Origin of the sequence: Streptosporangium nondiastaticum, from assembly GCF_003011965.1 — a bacterium.
Taxonomy (GTDB): Bacteria; Actinomycetota; Actinomycetes; order Streptomycetales; family Streptomycetaceae; genus Streptomyces; species Streptomyces nondiastaticus.
Genome location: NZ_PXWG01000084.1, coordinates 1 through 15,355 on the forward strand (window position 1 = coordinate 1; position 15,355 = coordinate 15,355).

Annotated in this window: 8 protein-coding genes; 7 read left to right on the forward strand and 1 reads right to left on the reverse strand. The window is 74.0% G+C overall.

Annotated elements, in window-relative coordinates; translation table 11 throughout:
• From infB to B7P34_RS24280, 6 genes are all read left to right on the forward strand, one after another.
• A partial coding sequence (gene infB, locus B7P34_RS24255; RefSeq protein ID WP_106679792.1) for a translation initiation factor IF-2 occupies positions 1-2,255 on the forward strand: 2,255 nt, incomplete at its 5' end.
• A 148-nt stretch (positions 2,256-2,403) separates the two neighbouring features.
• Complete coding sequence (locus B7P34_RS24260) at positions 2,404-2,700, forward strand: DUF503 domain-containing protein (RefSeq protein WP_106679766.1); 297 nt, start codon at positions 2,404-2,406, stop codon at positions 2,698-2,700.
• A gap of 51 nt (positions 2,701-2,751) precedes the next feature.
• Complete coding sequence (gene rbfA / locus B7P34_RS24265) at positions 2,752-3,201, forward strand: 30S ribosome-binding factor RbfA (protein ID WP_106679768.1); 450 nt, start codon at positions 2,752-2,754, stop codon at positions 3,199-3,201.
• The gene (truB, locus tag B7P34_RS24270; RefSeq protein ID WP_106679770.1) at positions 3,198-4,100 is read left to right on the forward strand and encodes a tRNA pseudouridine(55) synthase TruB; all 903 of its coding nucleotides are present in this window, start codon (positions 3,198-3,200) and stop codon (positions 4,098-4,100) included. Before rbfA ends, truB begins: the two co-directional genes overlap by 4 nt.
• Positions 4,101-4,488: 388 nt before the next feature.
• Complete coding sequence (locus B7P34_RS37615; RefSeq protein ID WP_189383019.1) at positions 4,489-8,667, forward strand: serine protease; 4,179 nt, start codon at positions 4,489-4,491, stop codon at positions 8,665-8,667.
• A gap of 51 nt (positions 8,668-8,718) precedes the next feature.
• Positions 8,719-9,684: a bifunctional riboflavin kinase/FAD synthetase gene (locus tag B7P34_RS24280; RefSeq protein ID WP_106679772.1), complete on the forward strand. Its 966-nt coding sequence runs from the start codon at positions 8,719-8,721 to the stop codon at positions 9,682-9,684.
• An 87-nt stretch (positions 9,685-9,771) separates the two neighbouring features.
• On the opposite strand, the gene B7P34_RS24285 is transcribed toward B7P34_RS24280, so the two are convergent.
• Positions 9,772-13,002 carry an SCO5717 family growth-regulating ATPase gene (locus B7P34_RS24285; RefSeq protein ID WP_223268176.1) on the reverse strand — a complete coding sequence of 1,077 codons (3,231 nt, stop codon included), beginning with the start codon at positions 13,000-13,002 and terminating at the stop codon, positions 9,772-9,774.
• A 769-nt stretch (positions 13,003-13,771) separates the two neighbouring features.
• On the opposite strand from B7P34_RS24285, the gene B7P34_RS24290 reads away from it, so the two are divergent.
• Positions 13,772-15,352, forward strand: coding sequence for a PQQ-binding-like beta-propeller repeat protein (locus B7P34_RS24290; RefSeq protein ID WP_146166913.1), 1,581 nt, complete (start codon positions 13,772-13,774; stop codon positions 15,350-15,352).
• Positions 15,353-15,355 lie beyond the last annotated feature (3 nt).

Sequence of the window (15,355 nt, forward strand, 5' to 3'; positions counted from 1 at the left end):
CCGGTGGCGCCCCGCGTCCCGGTGGCGCTCCCTCCGGCAACCGCCCGAACCCGGGCATGATGCCGCAGCGTCCGGCTGCCGGCCCGCGTCCGGGCCCCGGTGGCGGCGGTCGCGGTCCCGGCGGCGGTGCCGGTCGTCCCGGCGGCGGTGCCGGTCGTCCGGGCTTCGCCGGTCGTCCGGCCGGTCCCGGCGGCGGCGGTCGTCCCGGTGGCGGCGGCGGCTTCGCCGGTCGTCCCGGTGGCGGTGGCCCCGGTGGCGGTGGCGGCGGCTTCGGTGGCGGTCGTCCCGGTTTCGGTGGCCGTCCCGGCGGTCCGGGTGCCCGTGGCGGCACGCAGGGCGCCTTCGGCCGTCCCGGCGGTCCGGCCCGTCGTGGCCGCAAGTCCAAGCGTCAGCGGCGCCAGGAGTACGAGGCCATGCAGGCCCCGTCCGTCGGCGGCGTGATGCTGCCGCGCGGCAACGGCGAGACCATTCGCCTGTCGCGTGGTGCCTCCCTCACCGACTTCGCGGAGAAGATCGGCGCCAACCCGGCGTCCCTCGTCGCCGTGATGATGAACCTCGGCGAGATGGTCACGGCCACGCAGTCCGTCTCCGACGAGACGCTGCAGCTCCTCGGCGGCGAGATGAACTACACGGTTCAGATCGTCAGCCCCGAGGAGGAGGACCGCGAGCTGCTCGAGTCCTTCGACATCGAGTTCGGTGAGAACGAGGGCGGCGAGGAGATGCTCGTCGCGCGTCCGCCGGTCGTGACCGTCATGGGTCACGTCGACCACGGTAAGACGCGACTCCTCGACGCGATCCGCAAGACCAACGTGGTCGCGGGCGAGGCCGGTGGCATCACCCAGCACATCGGTGCCTACCAGGTCTCCACCGACGTCAACGACGAAGAGCGCAAGATCACCTTCATCGACACCCCGGGTCACGAGGCGTTCACCGCCATGCGTGCCCGTGGTGCCAAGTCGACCGACATCGCGATCCTCGTGGTGGCGGCCAACGACGGTGTCATGCCGCAGACGATCGAGGCCCTGAACCACGCCAAGGCGGCCGACGTGCCGATCGTGGTCGCGGTCAACAAGATCGACGTCGAGGGCGCCGACCCGACCAAGGTGCGCGGTCAGCTCACCGAGTTCGGCCTGGTGGCCGAGGAGTACGGCGGCGACACGATGTTCGTCGACATCTCCGCCAAGCAGGGTCTGAACATCGACAAGCTGCTCGAGGCCGTCGTCCTCACCGCCGACGCCGCGCTCGACCTGCGCGCCAACGCGGAGCAGGACGCGCAGGGCATCGCGATCGAGGCCCACCTCGACCGTGGCCGCGGCGCCGTGGCCACCGTGCTCGTCCAGCGCGGTACCCTCCGCGTCGGTGACACGATGGTCGCCGGTGACGCCTACGGCCGTGTTCGCGCCATGCTCGACGACAAGGGCCAGAACGTCGAGGAAGCGGGTCCGTCGACCCCCGTCCTCGTCCTGGGTCTCACCAACGTCCCGGGCGCCGGCGACAACTTCCTCGTCGTCGACGAGGACCGCACGGCCCGCCAGATCGCCGAGAAGCGCGCTGCGCGCGAGCGCAACGCCGCCTTTGCCAAGCGCACCCGCCGGGTGTCCCTCGAGGACCTCGACAAGGTGCTCAAGGCCGGTCTGGTCCAGGACCTCAACATCATCATCAAGGGTGACGCGTCCGGTTCGGTCGAGGCCCTGGAGTCCTCGCTGCTCCAGCTCGACGTCGGCGAAGAGGTCGAGATCCGGATCCTGCACCGCGGTGTGGGTGCGGTCACCGAGTCCGACATCAACCTGGCGACCGGCTCCGACGCCATCGTCATCGGCTTCAACGTCCGCGCCGAGGGCCGTGCCACGCAGATGGCCGAGCGCGAGGGCGTCGACGTCCGGTACTACTCGGTCATCTACCAGGCGATCGAGGAGATCGAGGCGGCCCTCAAGGGCATGCTGAAGCCGGAGTACGAAGAGGTCGAGCTGGGTACGGCGGAGATCCGCGAGATCTTCCGCTCGTCCAAGCTGGGCAACATCGCGGGTGTCCTCATCCGTTCCGGCGAGGTCAAGCGCAACACCAAGGCGCGCCTCATCCGCGACGGCAAGGTCATCGCGGAGGAGCTCAACATCGTCGGCCTGCGTCGCTTCAAGGACGACGTCACCGAGATCCGCGAAGGCTTCGAGGGCGGTATCAACCTCGGAAACTTCAACGACATCAAGATCGACGACGTCATCGCGACGTACGAGATGCGCGAGAAGCCGCGAGGCTGAATCGCATAGCTCGACCCCGGGGCCGGTCGGCGGAAACATATTCCGTCGATCGGCCCCGGCCGTTGCGTGTACGGTTCGAAGAGCTCGTACACCGACACGTACCGGCAGGTACACCTCACGCCTCCCGGGTGGGCCTCACCCGTCACGCATGTATGCAGGGACTCTGTCCTTCGACCTCCTCCTCGGCGACGTACGGTCGCTGAAGGAGAAGCGCTCCGTCGTCCGCCCGATCATCGCCGAGCTGCACCGCAAGTACGCGGTGAGCGTGGCGGAGGTCGGCGACCAGGACCTCTACCGCCGGGCGACAATCGGCGTGGCGGCGGTCTCCGGGGACGCGGGGCACCTCACCGACCTACTGGACCGCTGCGAGCGCTGGGTCGCCGCACGTCCCGAAGTGGAGCTGCTCTCGGTCAGGCGGCGGTTCCACGGCGACCACGACGACTGAGCGCGTCACCGGCGCCACAAGCACAATGGACAAGAAGAAGGAGACGGACCAGTGGCCGACAACGCGCGTGCGAAAAGGCTGGCGGACCTCATCCGCGAGGTGATCGCCCAGAAGCTGCAGCGCGGAATCAAGGACCCGCGGCTCGGCTCGCATGTGACCATCACGGACACCCGGGTCACCGGCGACCTGCGGGAGGCTACGGTCTTCTACACGGTCTACGGCGACGACGAGGACCGCGCCAGCGCGGCCGCCGGGCTGGAGAGCGCCAAGGGCATCCTGCGCTCCGAGGTCGGCCGTGCGGCCGGCATCAAGTTCACGCCGACCCTGACGTTCGTGGCGGACGCCCTCCCGGAGAACGCCCGCACCATCGAGGACCTCCTCGACCGGGCCCGCGCCTCCGACGCCCAGGTGCGCGAGGCGTCCTCGGGCGCCGCGTACGCGGGCGAGGCCGACCCGTACCGCAAGCCGGGCGAGGACGACAAGGACGCTGCCGGCGAATGAAGCACAAGGAGACCCCGCCGGACGGCCTCGTCATCGTCGACAAGCCGGCCGGCTTCACCTCGCACGACGTCGTCGCGAAGATGCGCGGCATCGCGCGGACCCGGCGCGTGGGCCACGCGGGGACGCTCGACCCGATGGCGACGGGCGTCCTCGTCCTCGGCATCGAGCGGGCGACCAAGCTCCTCGGTCACCTCGCGCTGACGGAGAAGGAGTACGTCGCGACGATCCGCCTGGGGCAGAACACCGTGACGGACGACGCGGAGGGCGAGATCACCTCCTCGGCGGACGCCTCGGGCGTCACCCGTGAGGCGATCGACGCCGGCGTCGCCAAGCTCACCGGCGCCATCATGCAGGTGCCGTCGAAGGTCAGCGCGATCAAGATCGACGGCAAGCGGTCGTACAAGCGGGCGCGCGAGGGCGAGGACTTCGAGATCCCCGCCCGCCCGGTGACCGTCTCGTCCTTCGCGGTGCACGCCGTGCACCCGGCCGAGGCCGCGGACGGCACCCCCGTGCAGGACCTGCTGGTCTCCGTCGTCTGCTCCTCCGGTACGTACGTGCGGGCCCTCGCCCGCGACCTGGGGGCCGACACGGGCGTGGGAGGCCACCTGACGGCCCTGCGGCGCACGCGCGTCGGCCCGTACGGACTGGGTGACGCCCGCACGCTGGACCAGCTCCAGGAGGAGCTGACCATCATGCCCGTCGCCGAGGCGGCGGCCGCGGCCTTCCAGCGCTGGGACGTCACGGAGGAGCAGGCGCGTCTGCTCGCGAACGGCGTGCGGATACGGGTCCCGCTCTTCGAGACGACGGGGCCGATCGCGGCCTTCGGTCCGGACGGGCGCTTCCTGCTCCTGCTGGAGAACCAGGGCGGCCGGGCGAAGAGCCTGGCGGTCTTCAGCTAGCCCTAGGACTAGGGGGCTCCCAGCCCCTGGGCCCTCTCGACCGGCCCCGTGCTGTGCACGGGGCCTTGGGCTGTGCGTGGGGCTTTGGGCTGTGCGTGGGGCTTTGGGCTGTGCGCGGAGCGCAGCGCGGCTCCGGCATGCGCTGGGGCGTACGCGCACTTAAGGGCCCCACTACCGTGGGGCGGGAGACTGCCGTACCGGCGCTCCCGCCCCACGATCCCCCTCCTCACAGCTGTCTATCCACACCGCACCCACAATTCACCCCAATGGGCAGGCGCTCGGAGTGAACGGCGGGAGTGGAAGGGGGCGCGTTCCCGCTGTGATCTGGTCCTGCCGATCATCCCCTGCCTACCGTCGGGGGCAAATGCACGGCGGGGAGGTTCGGCGGATGAGCGGTCGGCGGACTGATGCGGACGAGTTCCTGGTACGCATCAGAGACCTCGCCGGGAGGCCGCGAGGTACGGGGTTCATCGCCGACGACCGCGGCACGATGATCACCAGCCATGAGGCCGTCGACGGCCTCGCGCGCCTCGTGCTGCTGGCCCCGGGCGACCGTACGTGCCTGGTGGGCGCCGACGCGGTGACCTCCCTCCCGGGCTGCGACCTGGCACTGGTGCGCACGGAGGGGCTCGGAGTGGCCCCGTTGCCCGTGGCGGCCGCGGAGCGCATCGAGGACGGGGCGGGCGTCCGGCTGCGGGCGGGCCACTGGCAGCGCGCCCAGGTCATCGGAGAGGCGCTCGTCACCTACACGGCCACGGACCGCTTCCACCTGCTCGACGCCGCGGTCGAGCTCTCCCTGGGCGAGCGGGACGGCCTCAGGCTGGGCGAGGAAGCCACCGGAGGGCCGGTTCTGGACGCCCGCAGGGGCACGGTCGTCGCCGTCCTCGGTACCGCGCTCCATGCGGAGCGCCGGTCCGGAGGTTTCGCGATCCCGCTCCGTGCGGCGGCCGCGGCCACTCCGGACGGCCCGCTGGCCGCCCTGCTGGAGCGGAACGCGGCCACGGTCCCCGCCTTCGGCCCCGACCTCAACCTCGCGGGAGCGCTCCAGCTCACGGCGACCTCCCTCGGCCCGATCATCACGGCGCGCGACTGGCGCGACCCCGTGGAGCGCCCGGAGATCGCCCGCGAGTTCACCCGCTTCCTGGAGCCGGATGAAGAGGACGAGGAAACCGCCGGCGCGGAAGGCGCCGACGCCGACGTGCCCGCGGACACCGGCGAGCCGATGCCCGAGGAGGCCGAGCGGCCGCCCGCTCCCGAACCGCCGCCCGACGAACCGGGGCCCGCCCCGGCCGGCACGGGGGCCCCGGGCATCGTGGTGGTGACCGTCCCGCCGAGCGCCTGGCGGGGCACCCCGGGCGGCGGCCCCGGCGGGCGCTGGATCGGGGACCTGCCCGGCGCACGGAACCCTGCCGACCCGCCGGACGCCCCGGCGCCGTCGCCTCATGCCCCGGACGAACCGGAGCCCGCGGACAGCCCCGCGCCGGCCGTCCTCGGGCTCGTAGGAGGCCCCGGGACAGGCCGTACGACCGAGCTCCTCTCCCTCGCCGCACGGCGCGCACGGGGCCCCGAACCGGCCCCCACCCTCTGGCTGCGCGGCGCGGACCTGGAGGAGGGCGACAGCAGCCTGCGGGACGCCGTCGCGCGCGCCCTCGCGGCCGCCGCGCGGATCGTCACGGCCTCCGCGGGCGCCGCCGGCACGGTGGGGGACCCCGCCGAGGCCACCCCCGAGGCCGTGGCCGCCCTGGGGCACCGCGTGGGGCGGCCCCTCCTCGTCGTCCTGGACGGCCCCGAGGAGGTTCCGCCCGTCCTCGCGCACGCCCTGCCGGCCTGGACCGCGGCGACCGCCGAGTGGCTGGAGGAGACGTCCGCGCGCCTCGTCGTCGCCTGCCGCCCCGAGCACTGGGAGACGGCCGGCGACCTCTTCCCCCGCTCCGCGCTCCACGTGTCGGCGGCCTCCGCCACCCCGCGCAGCCTCCCGCCGTGCGTGAGCCTGACCGACCTCAGCCCGTTGCAGGCCGAGCGGGCCCGCGCCCTCTACGGCATCCCGCCCGACGCCATCCACCACACGGACGCCGCCCACCCGCTCGCCCTCCGGCTGCTCTCCGAGGTGCGGGCGGCGCTCCCGGACGGCACCGCGCCCGGCGGCCGGCTTTGTGAGGACGGAGCGCGGCCCCCCGACCGCTGGGACGTCTTCTCCGCCTACCTGGACCTCGTCTGCCTCCGTATCGCCGTGCGGCTGGCCGCCGGGCGCCGCCCCGCGCTGCGCGGCACGGCGGTGCGCAGGCTCGCCGCGCGCGTGGCCGGCCAGGTGCATGAGGCGGCCCGCCGGTGCCTCGGCCCCGGGCAGGGCGAGCTGGAGCGCGAGGCCTTCGAGGAGCTCTTCCCGTGGCGCAACGGCTGGGCCTCCGCCGTCCTCACGGAGGGCCTGCTCGTCCCGGCCGGCACCGGCTACCGCTTCGCGCACGAGGAGTTCGCCGACTGGCTGCAGGGCGCCCACCTCGACCTCGACGCCGCCCTGCACACCCTCGTCCACCGCTGGTACGAGGCGGAGGAGGGCGCCGGTGAGCACGACGCCCTGCCGTCCCGGCCGGGCGGGGGGCCCGCGCCGGAGGGCCACGTGCCGCCGCCCCCCGGATCCAGCCGCGCTCAGCGGTCCACGGCCGCACGCCGCCGCAGCCGCCGCGCAGCCCGGCAGAAGGCCCGCAAGCCGCTGCCTGTGCCCCGCCATCGCATCGGCCCCGTCCTCCAGGCCCTCCTGCTCCTCGCACGGCGCTCCGGGCCCGACGCGCTCGCCCGCCGTCTGGGCGCCCTGGTGGACGCCGTGGCCGCGCTCCCGCCGTCCGGGCAGTCCGCCGCCCAGGACGACGGGGGCCGCCCCGCGCTGCCCGACCCCGCCTGGTGGGCGGCCCACCTCCTCGGCGAGACCCTCCTGCGCGTCCCCGACGCCACCCCGTACCTGGGCGCCCTCCGGCTGCTCGCCGAGCGCCTCACGGGGCGCTCCCTGGCCCTCGGCGGCTTCGACAGCGGGGCCACGGGGTCCCTGGGCGGCCTCGCCGAATTCGGGCCGTGGTTCTGGCTCCGGCTGCCCCTCGGGCTCGCCGAGCGGCTCGACCTGCTGCGGCTGCTGCTGCCCGCCGACGCGCCGCCCCCCGGCCAGAGCCCGTACCAGCCCCACGCCCTGGAGAGCTCCGCGCCGAGCCCCGTGCAGGCCCAGCAGCCGCCTCAGCCGCCCCACACAGACCGCTTCCTGCCCGCGGTCATGACCGTCCTCGCCGAGGAGCCGTGCGCCGCGCAGGCACTGCTGTGCCGCTGGTTCTCGGACGAACGCCCCCTGCAGGCCGCCCCGTACGGCGATCACCTGCGGCTCACGGTCTCCACCGCCGCACAGGTCCTCCTCCACACCCACCGGCACCGCGCCGTCGACGACCTCGCCGAGGCCCTCGTGGACGCCGCTCACCGCCGCGCCGACGAGCTCCTCGCCGCCCTCGCCGAGGACGAGCCGTCCGCCATCTGCCGCGCCGTGGACCGGTGGGCCCACGACGACCGCATCGAGCGGCACGTGGCGGCGGCCGCGTACGCCCTCAAGGCCGCCCCGCACGTGATCACCGCGGCCGACCGCGAGCTGCTGCGCTACGCCGCACTCGCCCTGCTGGCCCGCCCCGCGGAGGGCACCCTGCACGGCACGGCGCTCGCCCTGCTCGTCCGCGACCCGGAGACCCGCGCCAAGCACCTCCAGCGCGCCCTCGACCTCTTCGCCGCGTGCGACCCGCACCTCCCGGCCGGCGCCCTCGCCCCCGCCCTGACCACCCACCCCGAACCCGTCCTCGCCGCCTACCGCGCCCGGATCTACGTACGCGGCGACGGGCCCGGAGACGTGCTGCGCACCCTCGCCGAGGTCACCACGCCGGCCCTCGCCCGGAGGGCGGCGGCCCTCGTCCAGGAGTACGTCGAGCACCATCCGGAAGGCGCGGAGCTCGCCGCCGCGTTCGTGGACCGCCGGCTCGAGGAGGGCCCCGCGGCCCGCTCCGTCCTCTTCCCGCTCGTCGTCCACCTGCTCAGCAGCCGGCCGCCCCAGGTGCGCCGCGCCCTGGCCCCCGTCCTGGCCTTCCCCGGCACACCGCTGTCGAGGCCCCTGCGGCAGGAACTGCTGGAGGTCCTGCTGGAGCGCGAGCAGTACGGTCCCTTCGAGCGCGACGTCACCGTGCTGGACGCCCTCCTGCGCGCGGTGGCCGCGGGCGCTGCCGAGCGCACCGAGGCCCGTACCCGCGACCTCGTCCACCGCACAGGTCTGCTGATGGCCCGCAGCCCCGAGGGGGCGGCGTGCTTCGACCGCCGCATGGTGCAGCTGGCCCGGGAGATCCCCGTCTTCGGGGAGCAGGTGCTTCGCTGGCTGCGCTCCGCGCCCGCACAGTGGGCCGTCGTGGTGGGGCCGCGGGCCCGCATCAAGCTCACCGCCTGGGCGGGGGACGAGGCCGCAGCGGAGCACACGGGCCGTGCGGACTCCCCTGACCTGACAGTCACAGGACCGGCCGATGCGGGGCGCCGAGAACCGGCATGGCACTCTTAGTCCTGCGTAATCAACAGACAAAAGTTCGGGTTCGGGCGAGGAGCGGGCACAGTGCAGCGCTGGCGTGGCTTGGAGGACATCCCCCAGGACTGGGGGCGCAGCGTCGTCACCATCGGCTCGTACGACGGTGTGCACCGCGGGCACCAGCTGATCATCGGGCGGGCCGTGGAGCGGGCGCGCGAGCTCGGCGTGCCCTCGGTAGTGGTGACGTTCGACCCGCACCCCAGCGAGGTCGTCCGGCCGGGCAGCCACCCGCCGCTGCTGGCGCCGCACCACCGCCGTGCGGAGCTCATGGCGGGGCTGGGCGTCGACGCGGTGCTGATCCTGCCGTTCACGGCGGAGTTCTCGAAGCTCTCGCCCGCCGAGTTCGTGGTGAAGGTCCTGGTCGACAAGCTGCACGCCAAGCTCGTCGTGGAGGGGCCCAACTTCCGCTTCGGGCACCGGGCGGCGGGCACCGTCGACTTCCTCGCGGAGCTCGGCGCCACGTACGACTACGACGTCGAGGTCATCGACCTCCACGTGAGCGGCGAGGCGGGCGGCGGGGAGCCGTTCTCCTCCACCCTGACCCGCCGTCTGGTCGCCGAGGGCGACGTCGCGGGCGCGATGGAGATCCTCGGCCGCCCGCACCGCGTCGAGGGCGTCGTGGTGCGCGGCGCGCAGCGGGGCCGGGAACTCGGCTACCCGACGGCCAACGTCGAGACGCTGCCCCACACCGCGATCCCCGCCGACGGCGTCTACGCCGGCTGGCTGACCGTGGGCGGCGAGTCGATGCCGGCGGCGATCTCCGTCGGCACGAACGTGCAGTTCGACGCGACGGAGCGCACCGTCGAGGCGTACGCCATCGACCGGACCGACCTCGACCTCTACGGGCTCCACGCGGCTGTGGACTTCCTTGCCTACCTGCGCGGCATGGAGAAGTTCGACTCGATCGAGGCGCTGCTGCTGTGCATGGCGGGCGACGTGAAGCGGGCGCGGGACCTGGTGGCGGCGCACGAGAAGGAGAAGGACGCCGCCTGACGGCCGGCGCCCTGCCGGAGACGTGAGGAGGGCCCCATGCGGCGATCGCCGCATGGGGCCCTCCGTCGTGCTCCGCTCCGTGCGGCGCTACTGCTGCGGGTAGCCGTACCCGCCCGGTGCGCCGGGCTGCCCCTGCTGCGGGTACGGGCCCGGCTGCTGGGGCGGCTGCGCGCCTCCGTACGGGCCCTGCGGGCCGTAGGGGTGGTACGGGCCGGGAGCCGCCTGGCCGGGCTGCTGGGCCTGCTCCGGGGCGTACGGGGCGGCGGGCATCTGCCCCATGGGGGCGGCCTGCTGAGGCTGCTGCTGCGGTGCGGGCTCCCCGCCCCACACGCCGCGCTGCTGCTGGGCCCGGGTGAAGTCCTCCGCGACCATGGCCGAGAGGTTGAAGTACGCCTCGCGCGTCTTCGGCCGCATCATGTCCAGGTCGACCTCGGCGCCGGTCGCCAGGTGCTCGTCGAACGGGACGACGACCACGCCGCGGCACCGCTGCTCGAAGTGCGACACGATGTCCTCGACCTTGATCATCTTGCCGGTCTCGCGGACCCCGGAGATGACCGTGACGCTGCGCGAGACGAGCTCGGCGTAGCCGTGCGCGTGGAGCCAGTCGAGCGTGGTGCTGGCGCTGCTCGCGCCGTCGACGGACGGCGTGGAGACGATGATCAGCTGGTCGGCGAGGTCCAGGACGCCGCGCATGGCGCTGTAGAGGAGACCGGTGCCCGAGTCGGTGAGGATGACCGGGTACTGCCGGCCCAGCAGGTCGATCGCCCGCCGGTAGTCCTCGTCGTTGAAGGTCGTGGAGACCGCCGGGTCCACGTCGTTGGCGATGATCTCCAGGCCGGAGGGCGCCTGCGAGGTGTACCGGCGGATGTCCATGTAGCTGTGCAGGCTGGGGATCGCCGAGACGAGGTCACGGATCGTTGCGCCCGTCTCGCGCCGCACGCGGCGGCCCAGCGTGCCCGCGTCGGGGTTGGCGTCGATCGCGAGGATCTTGTCCTGGCGCTCGCTGGCGAGCGTCGCGCCGAGCGCGGTGGTCGTGGTCGTCTTGCCCACGCCGCCCTTGAGGCTGATCACGGCGATCCGGTAGCAGGAGAGGACGGGCGTGCGGATCAGCTCCAGCTTGCGCTGCCGCTCCGCCTCCTCCTTCTTGCCGCCGAACTTGAAGCGGGGCGTGGCGATCTGCTTCTTCGGCTTCGGCTTGCTGCGCAGCAGCCGCTCCGAGGACAGCTCCATGGAGGCGGTGAACCCGAGCGGGGCCCCGTGCACGGAACGCTGCCGCTGCTCCGGCGTCACCGTGGGCCAGCCGCCGGCGCGCGGGTCGTTGGGCAGCCCGCCCTGTGCGCCGTCCGCGGCGGGCGGAAGGCCGCCGTCGGCGTACGGGTACGGGTAGGGGGCGGGCGCTGCTGCCGCCGCCTCATGCCCGCCCGTGGGGCCCGGCTGCGCCTGCACGGCCGGGGGCAGTGCGGGAGAGCCGCTGAAGCCGTTCTGGGCGTGGGGCAGTTGCTGCGCGTCGGCGTGGGGCGCCGGTGCCGGTGCCGCGGGGTGCTGCTGGGCGTCAGGGCGCGGGGAACCGTCGAGGGACGGCGGCACTGGGGCGCCGTTCACATCGCCGCGAGGGGCACCGTCGAGCGCAGGGGGCACCGGGGCATGAGGCGCCGGCGCATGGGGCGCGGCGGCGTCCGGGCGCGGGTACCCGTAACCACCTTGCAGCGCCTGGGCGTTCGGCGCGGGCGGTGCCGGGGGCGCGGGGGCCTCATGCGGGCCGGTGAGGCCCTGCGGCACCGGGGCGGCCGCGTTCTGCGCGGGAGGCAGGACGGCGGCCTGCTGCGGCTGCGCATGGGGCGCCGGAGGGAAGGCGTGGGGCGCAGGTGCGGGTGCCCCATGCGCCTCCGGGCGCGGGTACCCGTAACCGCCCTGCGGGGCCGGAGCGGTCGCATACGGCGCCGGAGCCGCGGGGAGCTGCTGGGCGTCGGGGCGCGGGGAGCCGTCGAGGGGCGGCGGTACGGGCACACCGTGGGCGCCGGGGCGCGGGTAGCCGTAGCCGTCCTGCGGCGCCGGGGCGTTCGGCGCGGGCGGCACCGGTGTGGTCTGAGCTTCCGGCTGCGGGAGGGGCGGCACCGGCGGGTAGGAGGCCGGAGCTGCTCCGTGCGGAGGCACGGGGGCGCCACCGGCCCCGTGCGCGGCCGCCTGGGGCTCCGCAGGGGCCTGCTGTGCGTCACCGGCCGCGGGCACGCCGGAACCGGCCTGGTGGGCCTGGGGCGCGCCGTACGGAGCCGGGGCGGGCGGGAAGCCCTGCGGGGCCGCATGAGGCGGCGCGGGGGCGTCGGACGGCGACTGCGCTTCCGATGCCGGTGTCGGGGACGCCGGGGCGAAGTCCGGGGGGAGCGGGGGCAGCGCGGCCTGGGGGACCGACGGCGGGGCCCACGGGGCTGCCTGCGCGTCCTGTCCCGGCTCCGCCGACTGCCCGGCCCCGTCGGCAACCCTGTTCCGCAGAGCGCCGGCCGAGAACCGCATGGTGCCCTCGGGGCGTGAGGCGGCGCGCTCGGCCTCGGAGGCGGCAGGGGTCGCGCTCTCGGCAGCCGCAACCGCCTCCGAGCCGCCCTCTGCAGCGGGGGAAGCGGCAGCAGCCACGGACGAGACTGCTCCCGAGTCCTGCTCGGTTTCTGCCTTCCGGTCCTCGCTGACAACACCGCCGCCGGAGGAGGCGCTGTCGTCCGCCGACGGGTTCGCACCGGACTCGGTATGGGGCGGTGCGTGGTGGCCCGCTTCGGCCTCATGCGCCTGCCCCGTGCCCGCCTCGGCGTCGGCCCCGTGCGGACCTGCTGAGCCGGCGTCACCAGGGGCGGAGACGTCACCCGCGGCAGACGCCGCGCCGGTGAGGCCCCCGGCTGCCGGGCTTTGTGTGTCGGACACCGCTGCGTCGGCCGGCGCAGCCGCGGCCTCTTCCTGCACCGCCGCCGCGGAGAACCGCATCGTGGCAGGGCTGTTGACTCCGCCTTCCACGGAAGGGAAGGAGGGGGCGGGGGAGGGCCCGGCAGCGGGCTCCGTGAGGTCGTTCCGGGCCGCGGGCGACGAAAGCGGCATCCGCAGCGGTTCACCCGAAGGCGGGGGCGGCAGGACCGGCTGCGCGTCCCCCCCGGCGCCACCCTGCCCCGCCGCCGGCGCCACGGCGGAGGAGGCGTTCTGCGTGTACCAGGCAGGGGGCGTGTAGTCGATGGTGAACTCGCCCGTGCTGTCGGTTTCCTGCTCGTGACCGGCGTCGGACCGGTCCTCGCCGGCTGCGGACCCGCCTGCGCGGATCTCGTCCCGATCGCTGCTCACATTGCCTCCTGGTGTGGTCTAGCGCCCATGAAATGCCTGTCGGGCCCGACCGTTCCCGTCGTCCGACCGCCCGGGGGTCCCCCGTTTGCGACGGGGGATGCCGTGGAGGTCCCCCGTCCGTACACGCACCCAGCCTAATCGCCATACGCACCGCCGGGGCAGGCCCGCCCCCACGCCACCGGCCGCCCCGTGCGTCACCTGCGGCCCCGTGCCGGAGCGACCGGACCAGTGGGGCGCGGGAGCCGGGTGATACAAAGATTTCCCGCTCGAGTGTCACAACAGCGCGGGATCCGCGCCCGATTCGCTCCTTTCCGGCGGAATGGTTCAGTGCCTTCCGCCCGGATCGCGGGGGGAGGCAGAACGTGCGACGGGCCCCGCACACAAGAGGTATGCGCTGATGGTCCAGCCGCCCCAGCCCCCACCGATGCCGCCGAACGAGCCTCCGAAGGACGGATCCGGCGCACCGCAGGACCCGGCCCCGAAGACTCTGCAGCAGCCGCCTCAGGCCCCGCCCGCGGATGCGTCTCACGCCGCGCCTCAGGCTCCGGCCCCGGTTGCGCCTCATGCCGCCCCTCAGGCACCGGCTCAGACTGTGCCTCAGTCTCCGCCCCAGGCTCCGGCCCCGGCCCCGAACACGCCTCATGCCGCCCCTGAAACCCCGGTCCAGACTGCGCCTCAGGCCCCGCCCCAGGCGGCTGCCCAGCAGCCCGTCCAGCCGCCCCCGCCCCCGGCCGTTCCCCCCACGCCGCCTCCGCCCGGTGTCCCGCCCGTGCAGCCCGCATGGGGTGGCCCCTCGACCCCCGGTGCCCCGCCGGCCCACGCCCCCTTCGGGCCGCCGAACCCGAACCCGTACGCGCAGCAGCCGCAGCCGGGTCCGTACGGCGCCTATCCGCCCCCGGGGCAGCCCTTCGGCGCGCCGCCGCACCCCATGCCCCCTGCCGGCGCCCCGGGCGGGAAGAGGACGGCCGTCATCATCGGCGCGGCCGTCGCCGTCCTGCTCGCCGCCGGAGGCGGCGTATGGGCCCTGGCAGGCAGTGGCGGCAGCTCTGACCGGCCGCATGCGCACCACAGCGCCTCGCCCGCGCCGAAGGAGAGCAACGGTGCCGACAGCGGCGGCACGGCGGGCCCGCGCGACGGCGGGGACGACCCCAACGACGGCCGCCGGGACGGCGAGGCCAAGGTCCTGGTCAACCAGAACGGCCCTCAGGTCGAGCGCGCCGGCTCCGCGGTGCCCGGGGTGTGGGTGTTCGGCGACTACGTCGTCAAGACCGTCCAGGAGAAGGTCATCGCCTACTCCACGTCCGACGGCAAGGAGAAGTGGACCATCGCGCTGCCCAAGAGGGTCTGCGCGGCGCCCGCGAACGTCACCGACGACGGCAAGGTCGTGGTGGCGTACGACAGCGGCGAGAAGGACTCGTGCGGCAACTACGCCATGCTGGACCTGAAGGAGGGCAAGAAGGGCTGGGACAAGCCGATCCCCAAGTCAGGGGGGTTCGCCGAGAGCTTCATCGGCCTGGACATGGCCCTCAGCGGCAACGCCGTCGGCGCCGCGTGGTTCGGCGGCTCAGGCATGGTCCGGGTGAGCGACGGGGAGCCCATCCCCACCCCCGGGCTGGAGTCCGGCTGTTCCGTCGACGGCTTCGCGGGCGGTAAGGCGATGCTGCGCTCGTGGCAGTGCGTCAGCGACAGCACGTCGCACATCGAGAAGCTCGACACCTCCACGGGCAAGCCGGTGTGGACGTACGACGGCCGCAAGGGGCTCATGACCAAGAAGATCTACTCCACCGAGCCGGCCGTCGTCTCCCTCCTGTCGGAGGACAAGAAGTCCGGCGGCGTCATCGCCCTCAAGGACGGCAAGGAGCGCTCGGTCATCGACCTCGGCAAGGAGTCGTACGCGCCGACCTGCGGCATGTCGATCATGGGCCACGACCTGGGCGGCTGCCAGGGCGTCGCCGCGACCGACAGCACCCTCTACCTGCCGACCGGAGGCGAGAACAGCTACTCGGAAGGCAACGAGATCCACGCCTTCGACCTTGACTCCGGCAAGCGCAAGTGGGCTTCGAAGAAGACCAAGCCCGAACTCATGCCGATCCGGGCGGAGGGCGACAAGGTCTTCGCGTACCAGAGGCCTTCGTACGACAAGCCCGGCGCCGTGGTGAGCATCGGCCCCGACGGCGAACCGAAGACCGTGCTGCAGGCCCCGCAGGCCACTCTGCAGGCCGAGAACCGGTTCTTCGGCGCCAAGTACTTGTACGAGGGTGACCGCCTCGTCATCGCGACCACGCGTCTGTCGGGCAGCAGCTCGGAGGGTGGCGAGGAGAAGATGCTCCTCGTCCTCGGCAAGGGCTGACAC

Excerpts from the sequence above, each read along its gene's own strand:
- B7P34_RS24260 (WP_106679766.1), top strand. The coding sequence starts at position 2,404 with ATGTATGCAGGGACTCTGTCCTTCGACCTCCTCCTCGGCGACGTACGG.
- truB (WP_106679770.1), top strand. The coding sequence starts at position 3,198 with ATGAAGCACAAGGAGACCCCGCCGGACGGCCTCGTCATCGTCGACAAG.
- B7P34_RS37615 (WP_189383019.1), top strand. The coding sequence starts at position 4,489 with ATGAGCGGTCGGCGGACTGATGCGGACGAGTTCCTGGTACGCATCAGA.